The 19,900-nt window shown below is 38.8% G+C and carries 25 protein-coding genes; all 25 read left to right on the forward strand.

The window, feature by feature from the left end; genetic code table 11:
• The first annotated feature begins 173 nt into the window (after positions 1–173).
• The 25 genes from HT687_RS06290 (at position 174) to HT687_RS06400 (ending at position 19,899) form a co-directional block, all read left to right on the forward strand.
• Positions 174–302 (forward strand): smi_0059.1 family bacteriocin-like peptide, encoded by a 129-nt coding sequence (locus tag HT687_RS06290; protein WP_000658224.1) that lies wholly within the window; start codon positions 174–176, stop codon positions 300–302.
• 11 nt (positions 303–313) lie between these two features.
• Positions 314–469 (forward strand): hypothetical protein, encoded by a 156-nt coding sequence (locus HT687_RS06295; RefSeq protein ID WP_001004586.1) that lies wholly within the window; start codon positions 314–316, stop codon positions 467–469.
• 34 nt (positions 470–503) lie between these two features.
• Entirely contained in the window at positions 504–698 is a 195-nt protein-coding gene (locus HT687_RS06300) for a class IIb bacteriocin, lactobin A/cerein 7B family (RefSeq protein WP_000180814.1), read from the forward strand.
• Positions 699–725: 27 nt separating this feature from the next.
• Positions 726–926 carry a hypothetical protein gene (locus tag HT687_RS06305; RefSeq protein WP_000478865.1) on the forward strand — a complete coding sequence of 67 codons (201 nt, stop codon included), beginning with the start codon at positions 726–728 and terminating at the stop codon, positions 924–926.
• An 8-nt stretch (positions 927–934) separates the two neighbouring features.
• Positions 935–1,102 (forward strand): class IIb bacteriocin, lactobin A/cerein 7B family, encoded by a 168-nt coding sequence (locus HT687_RS06310; protein WP_001047582.1) that lies wholly within the window; start codon positions 935–937, stop codon positions 1,100–1,102.
• A gap of 3 nt (positions 1,103–1,105) precedes the next feature.
• A complete protein-coding gene (locus HT687_RS11905) occupies positions 1,106–1,321 on the forward strand; it encodes a bacteriocin immunity protein (RefSeq protein ID WP_079247587.1) in 216 nt (71 codons plus the stop codon).
• An 80-nt stretch (positions 1,322–1,401) separates the two neighbouring features.
• Positions 1,402–1,581: a hypothetical protein gene (locus tag HT687_RS06315; protein ID WP_000846995.1), complete on the forward strand. Its 180-nt coding sequence runs from the start codon at positions 1,402–1,404 to the stop codon at positions 1,579–1,581.
• Positions 1,582–1,658: 77 nt separating this feature from the next.
• Positions 1,659–1,865: a bacteriocin immunity protein gene (locus HT687_RS06320; RefSeq protein WP_000673799.1), complete on the forward strand. Its 207-nt coding sequence runs from the start codon at positions 1,659–1,661 to the stop codon at positions 1,863–1,865.
• 496 nt (positions 1,866–2,361) lie between these two features.
• Entirely contained in the window at positions 2,362–2,556 is a 195-nt protein-coding gene (locus HT687_RS11910) for a hypothetical protein (protein ID WP_000757185.1), read from the forward strand.
• A 20-nt stretch (positions 2,557–2,576) separates the two neighbouring features.
• A complete protein-coding gene (locus tag HT687_RS06325) occupies positions 2,577–3,470 on the forward strand; it encodes an XRE family transcriptional regulator (protein ID WP_000343893.1) in 894 nt (297 codons plus the stop codon).
• Between the two features lie 541 nt (positions 3,471–4,011).
• Positions 4,012–4,308, forward strand: coding sequence for an uberolysin/carnocyclin family circular bacteriocin (locus HT687_RS06330; RefSeq protein WP_000837727.1), 297 nt, complete (start codon positions 4,012–4,014; stop codon positions 4,306–4,308).
• Positions 4,309–4,314: 6 nt separating this feature from the next.
• Positions 4,315–5,451 (forward strand): hypothetical protein, encoded by a 1,137-nt coding sequence (locus tag HT687_RS06335; RefSeq protein ID WP_000698830.1) that lies wholly within the window; start codon positions 4,315–4,317, stop codon positions 5,449–5,451.
• The gene (locus HT687_RS06340) at positions 5,448–5,930 is read left to right on the forward strand and encodes a stage II sporulation protein M (protein WP_001232096.1); all 483 of its coding nucleotides are present in this window, start codon (positions 5,448–5,450) and stop codon (positions 5,928–5,930) included. The genes HT687_RS06335 and HT687_RS06340 overlap by 4 nt, the downstream gene beginning before the upstream one ends.
• Positions 5,927–6,523, forward strand: coding sequence for an ATP-binding cassette domain-containing protein (locus tag HT687_RS06345; protein ID WP_000687786.1), 597 nt, complete (start codon positions 5,927–5,929; stop codon positions 6,521–6,523). Before HT687_RS06340 ends, HT687_RS06345 begins: the two co-directional genes overlap by 4 nt.
• Positions 6,504–6,995: a hypothetical protein gene (locus HT687_RS06350; protein ID WP_000671988.1), complete on the forward strand. Its 492-nt coding sequence runs from the start codon at positions 6,504–6,506 to the stop codon at positions 6,993–6,995. The genes HT687_RS06345 and HT687_RS06350 overlap by 20 nt, the downstream gene beginning before the upstream one ends.
• Before the next feature lie 381 nt (positions 6,996–7,376).
• On the forward strand, positions 7,377–9,530 hold the full coding sequence (gene comA / locus HT687_RS06355; RefSeq protein WP_023935464.1) for a peptide cleavage/export ABC transporter ComA: 2,154 nt from the start codon (positions 7,377–7,379) through the stop codon (positions 9,528–9,530).
• Between the two features lie 12 nt (positions 9,531–9,542).
• Positions 9,543–10,892, forward strand: coding sequence for a competence pheromone export protein ComB (gene comB, locus HT687_RS06360; RefSeq protein ID WP_023935462.1), 1,350 nt, complete (start codon positions 9,543–9,545; stop codon positions 10,890–10,892).
• 169 nt (positions 10,893–11,061) lie between these two features.
• Positions 11,062–11,769 (forward strand): phosphoribosylaminoimidazolesuccinocarboxamide synthase, encoded by a 708-nt coding sequence (purC, locus tag HT687_RS06365; protein WP_000043297.1) that lies wholly within the window; start codon positions 11,062–11,064, stop codon positions 11,767–11,769.
• 1 nt (position 11,770) lies between these two features.
• Positions 11,771–11,914, forward strand: coding sequence for a phosphoribosylaminoimidazolesuccinocarboxamide synthase (locus HT687_RS12345; RefSeq protein ID WP_079211609.1), 144 nt, complete (start codon positions 11,771–11,773; stop codon positions 11,912–11,914).
• Positions 11,915–11,969: 55 nt separating this feature from the next.
• Positions 11,970–15,695 carry a phosphoribosylformylglycinamidine synthase gene (locus tag HT687_RS06375; protein ID WP_023935460.1) on the forward strand — a complete coding sequence of 1,242 codons (3,726 nt, stop codon included), beginning with the start codon at positions 11,970–11,972 and terminating at the stop codon, positions 15,693–15,695.
• Between the two features lie 92 nt (positions 15,696–15,787).
• The gene (purF, locus tag HT687_RS06380; RefSeq protein WP_000220653.1) at positions 15,788–17,230 is read left to right on the forward strand and encodes an amidophosphoribosyltransferase; all 1,443 of its coding nucleotides are present in this window, start codon (positions 15,788–15,790) and stop codon (positions 17,228–17,230) included.
• Positions 17,231–17,446: 216 nt separating this feature from the next.
• Positions 17,447–18,469 (forward strand): phosphoribosylformylglycinamidine cyclo-ligase, encoded by a 1,023-nt coding sequence (gene purM / locus HT687_RS06385; protein WP_023935458.1) that lies wholly within the window; start codon positions 17,447–17,449, stop codon positions 18,467–18,469.
• Positions 18,466–19,020 (forward strand): phosphoribosylglycinamide formyltransferase, encoded by a 555-nt coding sequence (purN, locus tag HT687_RS06390; RefSeq protein ID WP_002256676.1) that lies wholly within the window; start codon positions 18,466–18,468, stop codon positions 19,018–19,020. The genes purM and purN overlap by 4 nt, the downstream gene beginning before the upstream one ends.
• Positions 19,021–19,022: 2 nt before the next feature.
• Complete coding sequence (locus HT687_RS06395) at positions 19,023–19,391, forward strand: hypothetical protein (protein ID WP_002224354.1); 369 nt, start codon at positions 19,023–19,025, stop codon at positions 19,389–19,391.
• Between the two features lie 43 nt (positions 19,392–19,434).
• On the forward strand, positions 19,435–19,899 hold the full coding sequence (locus HT687_RS06400; RefSeq protein WP_023935456.1) for a GNAT family N-acetyltransferase: 465 nt from the start codon (positions 19,435–19,437) through the stop codon (positions 19,897–19,899).
• Position 19,900 lies beyond the last annotated feature (1 nt).

Here is a 19,900-nt window from a genome sequence, read left to right on the forward strand (position 1 = left end):
AATTTTTTTCGAATAGATAAGTAAGAGGAAAAAGAAAGGAGTTTGCTTTATGTATCTACCAATTTTCTATTCATGGTTCATTAAATTATTTTTTAAATAAAATTTAATTTAGTTGTACATTTTTGAAATTTTTTCGAATAGATAAGTGAGAAGAAAAAGAAAGGAATAAAATAATGAAAGAACATTATTACGGATTTGTTGAGCTAACTTCGGAAGAATTGACCGATATTCAAGGTGGAGAAAGTTGGGTGAAGACCCTTGCAGATTGGTACATTGGATTTCGTAGAGGTTTTGGTTTTTAGGAGGATAAGCGATGAATGAAATGAATGATAAGTATACTGTTGAGGTATTAAAGGAAAGCGACTTAGCCTTGCTGGTGGGTGGTAGCAAGGAAAGTTATCAACGGGGTCTAATTACAGGTCTATTGTTACGCGGTATATTTATTGGAACCCCATTTTTTAGAAGATAAGATTTAGAAAAAATAGAACAAGAGGAGAAAAAAGATGACAAATTTTGACAAAATGGAACAGAACTTTGTAGCTCTTACAGAAGAAGAGTTGATGGCTGTGGATGGGGGAGCATTGCCTCTTGTAATCGCCGGAGTGTCTATCTGGAAGATAGGTGCAGCAGTAGCAGGTGGAGCAGCAGCGCTTTTTGCTGGAGGAGCAGCTTTGGGGTATTATGCGAATAGACCATAATCTGATTGTAGTCAGAGAGGCATTTCTATGTTTTTAAAAAAAGAAGTGATATTATTAGGGGTATTGTTATCGCTACGTATTATTTTTACTATCGTTCAAATTTTAATTGATTATAAAATATTATCTGGACAGTATAGTATAAATTTTATGGATATTTCAGAAGTATTTACTTATCCAATACTCATTTTAATCATTTACATAGCAATAAAATATAATACAAAGGAGTAATGACGAATATGAACTTAGAACAATTTTATCAATTATCTGACGATGAATTAGTGGGAACAAAAGGTGGTTTTGGTCTTGCGGAAGCAGTTGGGATTGCAGGAGTACTGAATGCTGCTGTACAAATTTTTAATGCTGGTTACAAATTTGGTTCAGATTTTGCTCGTCGTGGGCGTTAGATAATGAATAATCGCAACCTTAATCTCAATACATTGTTACCTAAACTAGCCACTATATTTCCTTTGTTGGGAATAATTCTTAATGTCGCGCTTCATGTGATTCGTACAGGTTCGTTAGTATACTTTAATTGGCAATGGACTTTGGTTGGTTTGCTTTTCTCAGCATATTTTGGTATTTTTCGCAAAGATTTGTCAAAAAATAATCAAAACTATAAATGAAGAACATGAATCAAAAGGATTTTGTGTATATGAATGGTAGCGTTTTCCCGCCATTCTTGTCAGGTAAATAGGAGCTTTCTATGAAAACATTTTTATTAGGCTTTACTGAGGGTTATTTTACCGTATCGCTCATAATCTACATCGCAACGTATTTGATTTTGAGAAATCCAATCAATACCCTATTTTATCCAGAAATTTACCCTGTTTTATTTGGGCTCTTTTATCTAGGATATAAGGTCAATAAAAAGCGAGTAGAGTAAACAGTTAAGAATGACTTGTTAGTCTGCGCTAAAATGGCTAGGCTAGAATCTAGGAATGCATCACATTGGAGTTTAATATGAAATTTGTTAAATCAATACTGAAAGTTTGGCCTGAAATCATGGTATTACTTAGTTCGATGTCTTATATCATCATCAGATTAGTAGCTGATATGAATAAAGTATCTTTACCTACTTGGTTTGATAGTTTCAATATACCAACGATTGCATTATTTATGATGGTCTTCATTCTTTTATACAGAAGTAAAGAAAAAAAGAATGGATAAATTTGAGGTAGTAGACGTTCTATAGGGAATAGGTGTCTTATAGTAACGAATCAAAAAAAGGAGTAACTATGAATCGTAATTTAGAACGGTGTTATCTATTCTGACTATGAATAGATCATACCAGAGGTGGCTTAGAAATAGCAGAGACATTAAAAATTGAAGTAACTTTAAATAGGATGTCGTAAAGGTTACTATCAATGATTTATTTGTCCCAAGCTTGCCTAGGGTATCAGAAAAAAATCATTTTCCTTTCAATAGCATATTTTTAGTAGGTAGGACGTTTGTTCTGCCTATTTTTTGCCAAAAAAGTGTAGTTGAGGTGTTTATTTGGAGTTTTATACTCTTCGAAAATCAAATTCAAACCACGTCAGCGTCGCCTTACCGTACTCAAGTACAGCTTGCGGCTAGCTTCCTAGTTTGCTTTTTGATTTTCCTTGAGTATTACATGTATTTTTGATAAAATAGTTATAGAAATTAGGAGAGTTGAAGAAAAGAAATGAAGAAGGTTTTAAGATATTTTTTAGTATTTGTTTTTCTATTTTTGATGAATATTTTCATCTTTAAGATACTAGCAACTCTGGGATTTCAGCTGACAATGAGTGAAAAGAGTTATATTGTACCACCGCTGTTTTCGATTATCGTTTTGTACATGATTGACAAAAGAATTAGGAAGAAAAAGAAATCTTTGTAATCAACTTAAGGAGTATTACTATGGATGAGTTGAAACGTGAAATTGGTTATAAAATCAAAACTATTAGGCGATCTTGTGGAAAAACTCAGATAGATATTTGTGGTGATGAATCAGAGTTGACGATTCGTCAGCTAGCACGTATTGAAAATGGGCAAGTTTTAGCAACACTTCCTAAATTATTATTGATTGCGGATAAACTTGGAGTATCATTACAGAATATTGTGGATGTTAAGGTTATAGAGATTCCAAAAGGATTCCTAAAACTCAAAGATGAGCTGATTCATTCTCAAACCTACGCTGATAAGGGAAGAATCGAACGAAAAGAAGCTATACTTGAGGAAATATATGAAAACTATTATGAGAATTTGCCTGAGGAAGAGCAGTTAATTGTGGATGTGACACAAGCTCGTTTTGATATTTATGGTAGTTCAGATGTGACCTACGGTTTAGGGTTAGTGGAAGAATATTTCCAGCAGTTATTAAAAAAGAAATATTTTTCTGTAAATGATTTGTTGATTATTGAATTGTATTTCTTTTGTTGTGCTATGGGATTAGAAGATAAAGAACATTTTGAGGAGTTAGCTCAAAAAGTATTGCTATGTTCAGAATATGAAGATAAGGCTAGCCTAGCTCAGATGGAAAAAGTTCTTCTGAGCCTATTTATCCAAATTCAGACAGAAGATAGTCTGATATATATTCAAACATTTGAGAAAATTATTGCTAAAACAAGACATGTTTTTTACCGACCTCATCTATTTTTGCTAAAGGCAAAATATGCTTTATTTGTAGACAAGAATATTTTAGAGGCAGAAAGTTTCTATGAAAAGGCAATTTCTCTAGCAGAATTGCTAGATGATCAGATATTAGTTCAGAGAATCTTAGAAGAAAAACAAATAGATTTCCCAACAACCTGACTTCTAAGTCATGTTGTTTTTTCATGTTTTTGTTATACTAAACCTATAAAGAAAACGCTCTCAAAAAGAAAGGAGGTTTATTATGGTTGGAACGTTATTTGTCCCTTTAAGTATAAGAGTTTGGTTCTATCTATAATATCAGGTAGAGATTAATGGAATAAAGTATTCTTATATTGGATTAAAGGAATGTTTTAATAGGTTTCCTACATTAGTATAGAGGATGAAACTCAATTTTCAATGATATAAAAGAGTGATTTGGAGATTGTGAGGGTTGAGTATGTTTATTTATGATGTAGGAAGTGTAAACTAAAAAGGAGGTAGTAATCGTATAAAAGTTAAATAGACATTATCTTTTATTGAGTCTTAGTGATATAAAAGTAATTTGATAATCTAGGAAAATGTAGTAGTAATTTATTTATTATAGATATGTTAATAAAAGTAGTATAAAATATAGACGAACATTTGAAGAGAGTTAGGAATACAACATGTGCGAATTAACTCTCAATAAAACATACATAATATACAAAAGGAGTACACTAAAATGAAATCTAAAAGAATGGAATTTCATAATAAATTTCTCATTGTTTCAGCAATGTTAGCAGTCATTAGTTGGTTAAGCTTAGGTGTTGTTTCTTTTCCTATGTTGGCTGGGACATTAGGAATTTCGACAAAAGCTGCTGCTACTGTAGTCAATTTGATTAGTGCTTATAGTACAGTTACAGCAGTAATTTCAATTGTAGGTGCAATCACAGGAGTAGGTTCTATTGGTTCGGGTATTGCAGCAACAGTTCTTTATATATTGAAAAAGAAGAGTGCTGCTCAAGCAGCTCTATGGTAGAACTAGATGAAAATACTTTCTAAAAAAGAATGTGAAAGTATTTTAGGTTATCTTAATTTTATTGGGATAACCCTTTTGTTTTTTGTTATCATAAGTTTGTCAATCTATTTTAAAAGCTATCTTCCTTTTCAAGGGAAATTATTTTTACTTTTTTTGGTAGTAGATTACGCTACTTTGAATCGTTATAATATGAAACTGCCTATCCAAAGTAAAAAAATAAATACTTTCTATATAAGGAAAAACTATATTTTTCTCTATCTTCTTGCCATTGTCAAGAAATATTATTCTTTCCAAATTTTACAATCATTCATTTATTTATTTATTTTGTATTTTCTAGATATTATTGGATATTTTTATTTATACATTACTCTTTGTTTGATAGTTATTCAAATTATTTCTTTAATTCTACCTAGTTTGTTTTCAATTATAAGTAAATTGTTCTTATTTTTATCTATAGGACTATTGTCTATAGAACAAGGACAAGTTGTAATTTATGTCATACTACTCAATTATTTTATTTTAGTCATGGGGATATTAGATAATCATGCGAGTAATTTCTATTTTAAAAGCAGTCGAATGAGCCAAAAAAGATTTCGTAGCAGTCTATTTATATTGCTTCGTTTTTGTTGGTTAAATAAAGGGTTAACTTTTTCTTTTATTTTGATTAGTATTCTTCTTTCCTATCTATTTTGGTATATGATGACGATGTTATCAATTGATGGTACAAAAATACCAATATTGTTTCTTTATACCTCAATATATATCACATTAATGGAGGCAATAATAGGGAATCATAAATCCTCAATTGGGGTAGATCTAGCTTTACTTCAATTATCTGCTCTTAATCATTCTAAAATGAATTTCTTTTTTAAGAATGCACAACTAATGATGTTGACGCATTTAATCTCTTTCTTACAATTTTCATTGTTGTTATGTTTGATTCCGGTGACAAGTTATAGTAATGATATAAAAAGTATTTTGTTGAATTTGTTATTGATTCCATTCAATTATTTTATAGCCTATGTCTATTATAAGAAAGCTCTATTTTTAATTAAAGGTACAATTAGTTTATTGAGATGGAGTTTTCTGGTTTTATATTGTTTTCTGATATTATTTGTAACTTTAGTAGGGGGCATTAGATGAGAAAAAGTGGTTTTCTGATTTACTATGTGTTATTTTGTACGGTCTGTTTTTCACTAGGTTTACTTTTAAGCTTTATATTAAAAAGTGAGACTTTTGCTACTATACCTCCGAAACTGGAATTACAATTTACATTGACAGTTTTACAGGCAAATTCTACAAATTTTTTGCTATATCTATTCTGTTTTCCGATTTCGCCCTTATTGCAACTTTTTGATTTGCTATCTTTAGGAATACAATTGGGTATATCTGGTCAGATGATTGGAATAGTAGCTACAATAAAAGGAATATTACCTCATGGTCTTATTGAAATACCGAATTTTATTTGGTATCAAGGTATGAGTCAGTATCTTTTATACCGATTATTGAAGGATAGGGGAATTGAAAATATACTTATTTATATAAAAAGTAATTTAAAATGGTATATCATTTCTTATATTTTATTAATTTTAGCAGCGTTGATAGAGGGAATTAAATTATGAAAATTGAAAATGAATCTAAAAGTTATGATAAATGTATACTGAAAAATATATCACTAGAGATTGATAAGGGAATTTACAGAGTTGAAGGAGAGAATGGTTCAGGAAAGAGCACCCTTCTACAACTTTTAGCTGGGCTAGAGACTTTTGATAGTGGTTTAAAGAATTGTGTATCCAAAGATGTACTATACCTTGATACCAATCAGCTTGGGGTTATTCCATTTACTATAGAAGAAAATTTGCAGTTGTTGTGTGATTCTTTTCAAATCCATCTATCATTTGAGGATAAAGAACAAATTAATACTTTTTTTGATAATAAAATCGGAGATAACTATATGACAGCATCTACTGGAACAAAATTCAAATTAGGCTTATCCTTAATTTTTGCTAAAAATTGGGATTATATTTTTATTGATGAGACCTTATCAACAGTGGATGCAAGAAGTATTGATATGATTGCTAAACGTTTAATTTCCATGAAAGAAAGCTCTACTATTATATATGTATCTCATAATTTATTGAATCAAGAATTGATTAGCAAATCTCAAAGGATTTTAATAGAGGAAGGACGGGTTTATGAAATTTCAAACAAATAATAGTTTATACAAATTAATGAATCTGATTATTTATCTTTTTCTTTTATATTTGTTTATTGATTTACTGATGAAGTCGGGAATTTTAGATGAACAAATTGATAAATTATCTGAACTATCTAATCTTTTTACAATTAAAATAGAAACAATATTGACAGTGATTTCTGTTGTTTTCACATTTATAGCAACTCTTATTGAATATGGATTTTCTCTCTTTCTGATTACATTATTTTTTGATAAGGATAAGAGGAACTTTGGAGATATTCTTTTATCTAAAAATATAACCTTAAGTTTTAGCATTTTACTTTGTTACTTATTTAATCCATCGGATATAAAGTTTGCTTATTTCAGCATATTGACAGTATTACTAATTGGGATAACAAATTATGCGAGATTTAAAAATTTAAGATTGACAGTAGTATTTTCTGTACCATTTTTATTTAATGCTATAGTGTCTATTATAAATAGTTTTTAGAAATACTAAAATTTCTTTTCTTTACTTAATAATGACACGAAATCATTTCGGTTTTATTAACTTGGAATTCTTATATTTTCTAGGTAGAACGTTTGTTCTGCCTATTTTCTTTATCCAAAAAGTGCAGTTGGGAGGGAGATAGGCGCATTTGGGGAGGAAGTCCAGTTTTTGTTTGAGGATTGGGGTAAGATAGTTGTTATCAGATGAGTTTATACTCTTCGAAAATCAAATTCAAACCACGTCAACGTCGCCTTGCCGTATATATGTGACTGACTTCGTCAGTCCTATCTACAACCTCAAAACAGTGTTTTGAGCAGCCTGCGGCTAGTTTCCTAGTTTGCTCTTTGATTTTCATTGAGTATTAGGAAAAAGGAGATGAAGATGAAATTTGGGAAACGTCACTATCGTCCGCAGGTGGATCAGATGGACTGCGGTGTAGCTTCATTAGCTATGGTTTTTGGCTACTATGGTAGTTATTATTCTTTGGCTCACTTGCGAGAATTGGCTAAGACGACTATGGATGGGACGACGGCTTTGGGCTTGGTCAAGGTGGCAGAGGAAATTGGTTTTGAGACGCGAGCAATTAAGGCGGATATGACGCTCTTTGACTTGCCAGATTTGACTTTTCCTTTTGTTGCCCATGTTCTTAAGGAAGGAAAATTGCTCCACTACTATGTGGTGACTGGGCAGGATAAGGATAGCATTCATATTGCCGATCCAGATCCTGGGGTGAAATTGACCAAACTGCCACGTGAGCGTTTTGCGGAAGAATGGACAGGAGTGACTCTTTTTATGGCACCTAGTCCAGACTACAAGCCTCATAAGGAACAAAAGAATGGTCTGCTCTCTTTTATCCCTATATTAGTGAAGCAGCGTGGCTTGATTGCCAATATCGTTTTGGCAACACTCTTGGTAACCTTGATTAACATTGTGGGTTCTTATTATCTGCAGTCTATCATTGATACCTATGTGCCAGATCAGATGCGTTCGACGCTTGGGATTATTTCTATTGGGCTGGTTATCGTCTATATTCTCCAGCAGATTTTGTCTTACGCTCAGGAGTATCTCTTACTTGTTTTGGGGCAACGCTTGTCGATTGATGTGATTTTGTCCTATATCAAGCATGTTTTTCACTTGCCCATGTCCTTCTTTGCGACACGCAGAACAGGGGAAATCGTGTCTCGTTTTACAGATGCCAATAGTATTATTGATGCGCTGGCTTCGACCATCCTTTCGATTTTCCTAGATGTGTCAACGGTTGTCATTATTTCCCTTGTTTTATTTTCACAAAATACCAATCTCTTTTTCATGACCTTATTGGCGCTGCCTATCTACACAGTGATTATCTTTGCCTTTATGAAGCCGTTTGAAAAGATGAATCGGGACACCATGGAAGCCAATGCGGTTCTGTCTTCTTCTATCATTGAGGACATCAACGGTATTGAGACTATCAAGTCTTTGACCAGTGAAAGTCAGCGTTACCAAAAGATTGACAAGGAATTTGTGGATTATCTGAAGAAATCCTTTACCTATAGTCGGGCAGAGAGTCAGCAAAAGGCTCTGAAAAAAGTTGCCCATCTCTTGCTCAATGTCGGCATTCTCTGGATGGGGGCTGTTCTGGTCATGGATGGCAAGATGAGTTTGGGGCAGTTGATTACCTATAATACCTTGCTTGTTTACTTTACCAATCCTTTGGAAAATATCATCAATCTGCAAACCAAGCTTCAGACAGCGCAGGTTGCCAATAACCGTTTAAATGAAGTGTATCTGGTAGCTTCGGAGTTTGAGGAGAAGAAAACAGTTGAGGATTTGAGCTTGATGAAGGGAGAGATGACTTTCAAGCAGGTTTACTATAAGTATGGCTATGGTCGAGATGTCTTGTCGGATATCAATTTGACCATTCCTCAAGGCTCTAAGGTGGCTTTTGTGGGGATTTCAGGGTCAGGTAAGACGACATTGGCCAAGATGATGGTTAATTTTTACGACCCAAGTCAGGGAGAGATTAGTCTGGGTGGTGTCAATCTCAATCAGATTGATAAAAAAGCCCTGCGCCAGTACATTAACTATCTGCCTCAACAGCCCTATGTCTTTAACGGAACGATTTTGGACAATCTTCTTTTGGGAGCCAAGGAGGGGACGACACAGGAAGACATCTTACGGGCGGTTGAATTGGCAGAGATTCGGGAGGACATTGAGCGGATGCCACTGAATTACCAGACAGAGTTGACTTCGGATGGGGCAGGGATTTCAGGTGGTCAACGGCAGAGAATCGCTCTGGCGCGTGCTCTCTTGACAGATGCACCGGTCTTGATTTTGGATGAGGCGACTAGCAGTTTGGATATTTTGACAGAGAAGCGAATTGTTGATAATCTCATGGCTTTGAACAAGACCTTGATTTTCATTGCTCACCGCTTGACCATTGCTGAGCGGACAGAGAAGGTGGTTGTTTTGGATCAGGGCAAGATTGTCGAAGAAGGAAAGCATGATGATTTGCTTGCACAGGGTGGCTTTTATGCCCATTTGGTAAATAGCTAGAAAGAGGAGAGGATGAAAGCAGAATTTTTAGAAAGTGCGGAGTTTTATAATCGTCGTTACCATAATTTTTCCAGTCGGGTGATTGTACCTATGTCCCTTCTGCTCGTGTTTTTGCTTGGATTTGCAACATTTGCAGAGAAGGAGATGAGCTTGTCTACTAGGGCTACTGTCGAACCTAGTCGTATCCTTGCAAATATCCAGTCAACTAGCAACAATCGCATTCTTGTCAATCATTTGGAAGAAAATAAGCTGGTTAAAAAGGGAGAACTGTTGGTTCAATATCAGGAAGGGGCGGAGGGTATCCAAGCAGAGGCCTATGCTAGTCAGTTGGACATGCTTAAGGATCAAAAAAAGCAATTGGAGTATTTGCAAAAGAGCCTGCAAGAAGGGGAGAACCACTTTCCAGAGGAGGATAAGTTTGGCTACCAAGCCACCTTTCGCGACTACATCAGTCAAGCAGGCAGTCTTAGGGCTAGTACATCGCAACAAAACGAGACCATCGCGTCCCAGAATGCAGCAACTAGTCAAACCCAAGCTGAAATCGGGAATCTCATCAGTCAAACAGAGGCTAAAATTCGCGATTACCAGACAGCTAAGTCAGCTATGGAAACAGGTGCTTCCTTGGCCAGTCAGAATCTAGCCTACTCTCTCTACCAGTCCTACAAGTCTCAGGGCGAGGAAAATCCGCAAGCTAAGGCTCAGGCTGTTGCGCAGGTTGAAGCGCAGCTTTCTCAGTTAGAATCTAGTCTTGCTACTTACCGTGTTCAGTATGCAGGTTCAGGTACCCAGCAAGCCTACGCGTCTGGTTTAAGCAGTCAATTGGAGTCTCTCAAATCCCAACACTTGGCAAAGGTTGGTCAGGAATTGACCCTTCTAGACCAGAAAATCTTGGAAGCAGAGTCAGGTAAGAAGGTACAGGGAAATCTTTTAGACAAGGGGAAAATTACGGCGAGTGAGGATGGGGTACTTCATCTCAATCCTGAGACCAGTGATTCTAGCATGGTTGCAGAAGGTGCCTTACTAGCCCAACTCTATCCGTCCTTGGAAAAAGAAGGGAAAGCCAAACTTACAGCTTATCTCAGTTCGAAAGATGTAGCAAGGATCAAGGTCGGTGATTCTGTTCGCTATACTACGACTCATGATGCCAAGAATCAATTTTTCCTAGATTCTACTATTACAAGTATTGATGCGACAGCTACTAAGACTGAGAAAGGGAATTTCTTTAAAATCGAGGCGGAGACTAATCTAACTTCGGAGCAGGCTGAAAAACTTCGATATGGGGTGGAAGGTCGCCTGCAGATGATTACGGGCAAGAAAAGTTATCTGCGTTATTATTTGGATCAATTTTTGAACAAAGAGTAATGTTCGTGTTTTTAGAGTTAAATGATTTTAAAACTGTGAGAAAGATGTTTCTTGCAGTTTTTTCTTTATGATTTTTGACGTCACTACGCTATTTATTCGGTTAAATTCTTGTATTTTTTGGTTTTTTATGGTAGAATGTGCTCAAGTAATACGAAAGGCGAACTTTAAAATGTCAAAACAATTGATCTATTCGGGAAAAGCTAAAGATATCTATACAACAGAGGATGAAAATCTTATTATTTCAACTTACAAGGACCAGGCGACTGCTTTCAATGGTGTCAAGAAGGAGCAGATTGCAGGTAAGGGAGTCTTGAATAATCAGATTTCATCTTTTATTTTTGAGAAGTTAAATGCAGCTGGTGTAGCGACTCACTTTGTGGAGAAGCTTTCAGACACGGAGCAACTCAATAAAAAGGTTAAGATTATTCCTTTGGAAGTCGTGCTCCGAAACTACACGGCTGGTTCCTTTTCAAAACGTTTTGGTGTAGACGAAGGAATCGCATTTGAGACTCCGATTGTCGAATTTTACTATAAAAATGATGATTTGGATGACCCGTTTATCAATGACGAACATGTGAAATTCCTACAGATTGCGGATGACCAGCAAATCGCCTACTTGAAGGAAGAAACTCGTCGTATCAATGAACTTTTGAAGGTCTGGTTTGCTGAGATTGGACTTAAGTTGATTGACTTTAAGCTAGAGTTCGGTTTTGACAAGGATGGCAAGATTATCTTATCAGATGAATTTTCACCAGATAACTGCCGCTTGTGGGATGCGGATGGCAACCACATGGATAAGGATGTTTTCCGTAGAGGATTGGGAGAACTAACCGACGTTTACGAAGTTGTCTGGGAGAAGTTGCAAGGTTTGAAATAATCTGTTTGCAACGGAAAACCTTCGTCTCTCAACTAAAAGGACTCAGGCTGAAAAGGTCCCCCAGACCTTTTCACTCCGTAGGGGATTAGGAGAGCTAACAGACGTTTATGAGATTGTTTGGGAAAAGTTGCAGGAATTGAAATAACAACCTCAAGGTCGTTGGGAACATTGCAAGAGCTGAAATAAAGGAATAAGGATTGATGGATAAACGTATTTTTGTTGAAAAAAAGGCTGATTTTCAGGTCAAGTCAGAGAGTTTGGTGAGAGAACTCCAGCATAACTTGGGACTTTCAAGCTTGAAAAGTATTCGTATTGTGCAAGTCTATGATGTCTTTGATTTGGCGGAGGACTTGTTTGCACCTGCAGAGAAGCACATCTTCTCTGAGCAGGTGACCGACCATGTTTTAGATGAAGTATCTGTGCAGGCGGATCTTGCTAATTATGCTTTCTTTGCCATTGAAAGCCTGCCAGGGCAGTTTGACCAGCGTGCAGCTTCTTCGCAAGAAGCCTTGCTTTTGCTGGGAAGTTCGAGTGATGTAACGGTCAATACAGCACAATTGTATTTGGTCAATAAGGATATTGATGCGACTGAGTTGGAAGCGGTCAAGAACTACTTGCTCAACCCAGTTGATTCTCGTTTCAAGGACATCACGACAGGGATTGCCAAGCAGGAATTTTCTGAGTCAGACAAGACCATTCCTAAATTGACTTTCTTTGAAAGCTATAGGGCAGAAGACTTTGCTCGCTACAAGGCCGAGCAAGGGATGGCCATGGAAGTGGATGATTTGCTCTTTATCCAAGACTACTTTAAGTCAATCGGGCGCGTGCCGACGGAAACAGAACTCAAGGTTTTGGATACTTACTGGTCTGACCACTGCCGTCACACGACTTTTGAGACAGAGTTGAAACAGATTGATTTCTCAGCTTCTAAATTCCAAAAGCAATTGCAGTCAACCTATGACAAATATATCGCTATGCGTGATGAGTTGGGACGTACGGAAAAACCGCAAACCTTGATGGATATGGCAACTATTTTCGGTCGTTATGAGCGTGCCAATGGACGTTTGGACGACATGGAAGTGTCAGATGAAATCAATGCTTGCTCAGTAGAAATCGAAGTGGACGTTGATGGTGTGAAAGAACCATGGCTCCTAATGTTCAAGAATGAAACTCACAACCACCCAACGGAAATTGAGCCATTTGGTGGGGCTGCTACCTGTATCGGTGGAGCCATTCGTGACCCATTGTCAGGTCGCTCATATGTTTACCAAGCCATGCGGATCTCAGGTGCTGGTGATATTACAGCACCGATTTCAGAAACTCGCGCTGGGAAACTGCCACAACAAGTCATTTCTAAAACAGCGGCTCATGGTTATTCTTCATACGGTAACCAGATTGGGCTTGCAACAACCTACGTTCGTGAATATTTCCACCCAGGTTTCGTTGCTAAACGTATGGAACTTGGTGCCGTTGTTGGTGCGGCTCCCAAGGGCAATGTTGTCCGTGAAAAACCGGAAGCGGGCGATGTCATTATCCTCCTCGGTGGTAAGACTGGACGTGACGGTGTCGGTGGTGCGACAGGTTCTTCTAAAGTTCAAACGGTTGAGTCTGTAGAGACTGCTGGTGCTGAGGTTCAAAAAGGGAATGCCATCGAAGAACGCAAGATTCAACGTCTGTTCCGTAATGGCGATGTCACTCGTCTTATCAAGAAGTCTAATGACTTTGGTGCTGGTGGTGTCTGTGTAGCTATCGGTGAATTGGCAGACGGTCTTGAAATCGACCTTAATAAGGTGCCTCTTAAATACCAAGGATTGAATGGTACCGAAATTGCCATCTCTGAATCTCAAGAACGGATGGCAGTCGTGGTTCGTCCTGAGGATGTAGATGCCTTCGTTGCTGAATGTAACAAAGAAAATATTGACGCTGTTGTGGTGGCGACAGTGACGGAAAAACCAAATCTTGTCATGCACTGGAATGGTGAAACCATTGTCGACTTGGAACGCCGTTTCCTTGATACCAATGGTGTGCGCGTGGTCGTTGATGCAAAGGTTGTAGATAAGGATGTCAAACTCCCAGAAGAACGCACAACAAGCGCTGACACACTGGAATCAGATACCCTTACGGTTCTATCTGACCTCAACCATGCAAGTCAAAAAGGATTACAGACTGTCTTTGACTGCTCTGTTGGACGCTCAACGGTTAATCACCCACTTGGTGGTCGTTACCAACTTACACCAACTGAGGCATCTGTGCAGAAATTGCCAGTTCAACACGGTGTGACTCATACTGCGTCGGTCATTGCTCAAGGTTTCAACCCATATGTAGCTGAATGGTCTCCATACCACGGTGCTGCTTATGCGGTTATCGAAGCAACTGCTCGTTTGGTGGCTGCTGGTGCCAAATGGTCTAAGGCTCGTTTCTCTTACCAAGAATATTTCGAGCGGATGGACAAGCAAGCAGAGCGTTTTGGTCAGCCAGTAGCCGCCCTTCTAGGCTCTATTGAAGCTCAGATTCAACTTGGCTTGCCATCTATCGGTGGGAAGGACTCCATGTCTGGTACCTTTGAAGAATTGACCGTTCCGCCAACCTTGGTTGCATTTGGGGTGACGACGGCAGATAGCCGTAAGGTGCTCTCTCCAGAATTTAAAGATGTTGGGGAAAATATCTACTACATCCCAGGTCAAGCCCTCTCTGCAGAGATTGATTTTGACTTGATTAAGAAAAATTTTGCTCAGTTTGAAGCAAGCCAAGCTGACCATAAAGTGACGTCTGCATCAGCTGTCAAATACGGTGGTGTAGTTGAAAGTTTGGCTCTTGCTACTTTTGGAAATCATATCGGTGCAGAGGTAATCTTGCCTGAACTTGAAAGTTCTTTGACAGCACAATTGGGCGGATTTGTCTTCACATCTCCTGAAGAAATTGCTGGAGTAGAGAAGATTGGACAAACGAAAGCAGCCTTTACACTGACTGTCAACGGTGTGAAGCTAGATGGACACAAACTTGACAGTGCCTTCCAAGGCAAATTGGAAGAAGTTTACCCAACAGAATTTGCTCAAGCCAAAGAACTGGCTGAAGTACCAGCTGTGGTATCAGATGTTGTGATTAAAGCAAAAGAAAAGGTTGAAAAACCGGTGGTCTATATCCCAGTATTCCCGGGAACCAACTCAGAATATGACTCAGCCAAGGCATTTGAAAAAGAAGGCGCAGAGGTTAACTTGGTGCCATTCGTGACACTCAATGAAGAAGCCATTGTCAAGTCAGTTGAAACCATGGTTGACAACATCGGTAAGGCTAACATTCTCTTCTTTGCCGGTGGATTCTCGGCTGCGGATGAACCAGATGGTTCAGCTAAGTTTATCGTCAATATCCTGCTTAATGAAAAAGTGCGTGTGGCTATTGATAGCTTTATCGCCCGTGGTGGCTTGATTATCGGTATTTGTAATGGATTCCAAGCCTTAGTCAAATCGGGTCTCCTACCATACGGAAACTTTGAAGATGCTAACAGTACTAGTCCAACCCTCTTCTACAATGATGCCAACCAACACGTGGCCAAGATGGTGGAAACTCGTATTGCCAATAGCAACTCGACATGGTTGGCTGGTGTGCAAGTGGGCGATATCCACGCTATTCCTGTTTCGCACGGTGAAGGGAAGTTTGTCGTGACGGCTGAGGAATTTGCAGAGCTCCGTGACAATGGACAAATTTTCAGCCAATACGTTGACTTTAACGGTAAACCAAGTATGGATTCTAAGTACAATCCGAATGGTTCTGTCCATGCCATCGAAGGAATTACCAGCAAGAATGGTCAAATCATCGGTAAGATGGGCCACTCAGAACGTTATGAGGATGGTCTTTTCCAAAATATCCCAGGCAATAAAGACCAACACCTGTTCGCATCAGCGGTTAAACATTTCACTGGAAAATAAGACTTACAGATTTTCTAATAGATGGTATCAGTAATGTAAAAGTCATGTAAATCTAGCTCTTGATGATTACAAATGAAAATTAGGTATAAAAAATGACATACGAAGTAAAATCTCTTAATGAAGAATGTGGTGTTTTCGGTATTTGGGGACATCCAGATGCTGCTAAGTTGACCTATTTTGGTCTCCATAGTCTTCAGCACCGTGGTCAAGAGGGGGCAGGAATCCTCTCCAATGATCAGGGGCAATTGAAGCGCCATCGTGACATGGGACTTTTATCAGAAGTCTTCAGAAATCCTGCTAATTTGGATAAATTGACGGGAACTGGTGCGATTGGGCATGTGCGTTACGCGACTGCTGGCGAAGCTTCTGTAGATAATATCCAGCCCTTCCTCTTCCGTTTTCACGATATGCAGTTTGGGTTGGCTCATAATGGAAATCTGACCAATGCAGCCTCTCTCAAGAAAGAACTGGAACAAAGAGGCGCGATTTTCAGTGCGACTTCGGACTCTGAAATCTTGGCTCACCTCATTCGTCGCAGTCATAATCCTAGCCTGATGGGCAAAATCAAGGAAGCGCTCAGCCTTGTCAAAGGTGGTTTTGCCTATATCTTGCTGTTTGAGGACAAGTTGATTGCGGCTCTTGACCCCAATGGTTTCCGTCCGCTTTCTATCGGGAAAATGGCTAACGGAGCGGTGGTTGTTTCCTCTGAAACCTGTGCTTTTGAGGTTATTGGTGCTGAATGGATTCGTGATTTGAGGCCAGGTGAGATTGTGATCATTGATGACAAGGGCATCCAGTATGATAGCTATACAGATGATACTCAGTTAGCAATCTGTTCTATGGAGTATATCTATTTTGCCCGCCCTGATTCTAACATTCATGGTGTCAATGTTCATACGGCACGTAAACGTATGGGTGCCCAATTGGCGCGTGAATTCAAGCATGAGGCGGATATCGTGGTCGGTGTACCCAATTCTTCCCTCAGCGCGGCTATGGGATTTGCGGAAGAATCAGGCTTGCCAAATGAAATGGGACTTATCAAGAACCAATACACCCAACGGACCTTTATCCAACCGACTCAAGAATTGCGGGAGCAAGGGGTGCGGATGAAACTATCTGCTGTTTCTGGTGTTGTCAAAGGCAAGCGTGTGGTTATGATTGATGACTCTATTGTACGTGGAACAACCTCTCGTCGTATCGTTCAGCTCTTGAAAGAAGCTGGTGCGACTGAGGTTCACGTTGCCATTGGTAGTCCAGCGCTTGCTTATCCATGCTTCTACGGGATTGATATCCAGACCCGTCAGGAGCTAATTGCGGCCAATCATACTGTTGAAGAAACTCGCCAAATCATTGGTGCGGACAGTCTGACTTATCTTTCTGTTGAAGGGTTGATTGATTCAATTGGTATTGAAACGGATGCGCCAAATGGCGGTCTCTGTGTCGCTTACTTTGACGGTGATTACCCAACGCCTCTCTACGACTATGAAGAAGACTATCGTCGAAGTTTGGAAGAAAAGACCAGTTTTTACAAATAGATGACAGATTCTCCATTAAAGAAAAGGAATATAAAAATGACAAATAAGAATGCTTATGCTTCACGTCTCACTACTGACTAAAAGTTAAAGCATTTGTCAGTAGACGCTTTCTCCTATGGGACCAAAGCTAGAGACCTGACTAGTATTTTTAGATAAAATAATTGTTTATCTAAAAATACGTCGCAGTCTTTCCCAAAAAAGAAAAGGAAAAATAAAATGGCAAATAAAAATGCGTACGCTCAATCTGGTGTGGATGTTGAAGCGGGTTATGAAGTTGTTGAACGGATTAAAAAGCACGTGGCTCGTACGGAGCGTGCAGGTGTCATGGGAGCTCTGGGAGGCTTTGGTGGTATGTTTGACCTTTCAAAAACAGGTGTCAAAGAACCTGTCTTGATTTCAGGAACTGATGGTGTCGGAACCAAACTCATGTTGGCTATCAAATACGACAAGCACGATACTATCGGTCAGGACTGTGTGGCCATGTGTGTCAATGATATCATCGCTGCGGGTGCGGAACCCCTCTATTTCCTTGACTACGTAGCGACAGGGAAGAATGAACCAGCTAAGCTAGAACAAGTTGTCGCTGGTGTGGCAGAAGGTTGTGTGCAGGCAGGCGCTGCCCTCATTGGTGGAGAAACGGCTGAAATGCCTGGCATGTACGGCGAAGATGACTATGACTTGGCTGGTTTTGCGGTCGGTGTGGCTGAAAAATCTCAAATCATTGACGGTTCAAAGGTGGCAGAAGGAGATATTCTTCTCGGACTTGCTTCAAGTGGGATTCACTCCAATGGTTACTCTCTTGTTCGTCGTGTCTTTGCGGATTACACAGGTGAGGAAATCTTGCCAGAATTGGAAGGCAAGCAACTCAAGGAAGTTCTTCTTGAACCGACTCGTATCTATGTCAAGGCTGTCTTACCACTCATCAAGGAAGGCTTGGTCAATGGCATTGCCCACATCACTGGTGGTGGCTTTATCGAAAATGTCTCTCGTATGTTTGCAGATGACCTAGCTGCTGAGATTGATGAAAGCAAAGTTCCAGTGCTTCCTATTTTCAAAGCTCTTGAAAAATATGGTAAAATCAAACATGAAGAAATGTTTGAAATCTTCAATATGGGTGTGGGACTTATGCTAGCAGTCAGCCCTGAAAATGTAGGTCGTGTCAAGGAATTGCTGGATGAACCAGTCTATGAAATTGGTCACATCGTCAAGAAAGAAAACGAAAGTGTCATCATCAAATGAAAAAAATAGCGGTTTTTGCCTCTGGTAATGGCTCAAATTTTCAGGTGATAGCGGAACAATTTCCAGTAGAGTTTGTCTTTTCAGACCATCGTGACGCCTATGTGCTCGAACGTGCAGACAAGCTCGGCGTTCTGTCCTATGATTTTGAACTCAAGGAGTTTGAGAGCAAGGCAGACTACGAAGCGGCCCTTGTCGAACTCTTGGAAGAACACCAGATTGACTTGGTTTGTCTAGCAGGCTACATGAAAATCGTTGGGCCAACCTTATTGGCGGCTTATGAAGGCAGGATTGTCAACATTCATCCAGCCTACCTGCCAGAATTTCCAGGAGCTCATGGGATTGAGGATGCTTGGAATGCTGGCGTTGCTGAGAGCGGCGTGACCATTCATTGGGTGGATTCAGGTGTGGATACAGGAAAGGTTATCAAACAAGTGCGTGTGCCACGGCTTGAAGGGGATACCCTAGATACTTTCGAGACTCGCATACACGAAACAGAGTACAAACTGTATCCAGAATTGTTGGATAGTTTGGGAGTGGAGAGGAAGAAATGATTATGGACCAATACTATATGGAGTTAAAGAATAAGTTATCTAACAGACCAATCCTACTGGATAATACTAATGATTTTCTTTTTGTTTTAGTAAATACAGTGAAAGCTATGATAGAAAATACTGATAAAAGTCAGCTTTCAGAGTTAGATAAAATTTTAGACGGTGTCACAAGTCAAGAATTGAAACTTGCCTATGATTTTTGTCAAGGGAAATTCGGTCAAGCAGGTTTTTCTTATCGTAGGCACCCGAATTATTTTTATTTGTCCAGTTTAATTGCGACTTTTCCAGAATTTGAGTTGTCTAAAGCAGACCGAGATTACCTCAAAGGAATCATAAATTTTGATAACTACCTTTTATATGAGTTAGATTAGTCTTTAATCACCTCAAAACCCTATTTATTCAAAAGGAGAAAAAATGATTGAGATGAAATTAGTAGATGAGAGCAGTTTTCAGGCAGTGCTGGATTTGAAAATATCTGAAGCTGATGAACGAGCACGTTTTGTGGCTCCAAATGTACGCTCTTTAGCTGACGCATGGCTCTACCGGGAAAATGAAGATGTGTTTCCGAGGGCAATCTATTGGGATAAGCAAGTGGTTGGCTTTCTCCTGCTGGAAATAGACAAGGATGAAGCGGAATACTTTATCTGGCGGATAATGATTGGTCAGCAGTACCAAGGAAGAGGTTATGGTAGAAAAGCCTTGGAAGTTCTAATCAAAGAGGCTCAGATGGATAGAGTCTGCAGTCATATTGTTGCAGATTATGTGGTTGGAAATGAAAAAATGAAGCACCTGTTGACTAGTTTGGGTTTTCAGGAAACAGGATTTATAGAAGAAAATAACGAAGTCGCTATGCGCTTGGACTTAAAGAAAGAGGAATAGA

The organism is Streptococcus sp. 1449, assembly GCF_013276805.1.
Lineage (GTDB): Bacteria > Bacillota > Bacilli > Lactobacillales > Streptococcaceae > Streptococcus > Streptococcus pseudopneumoniae.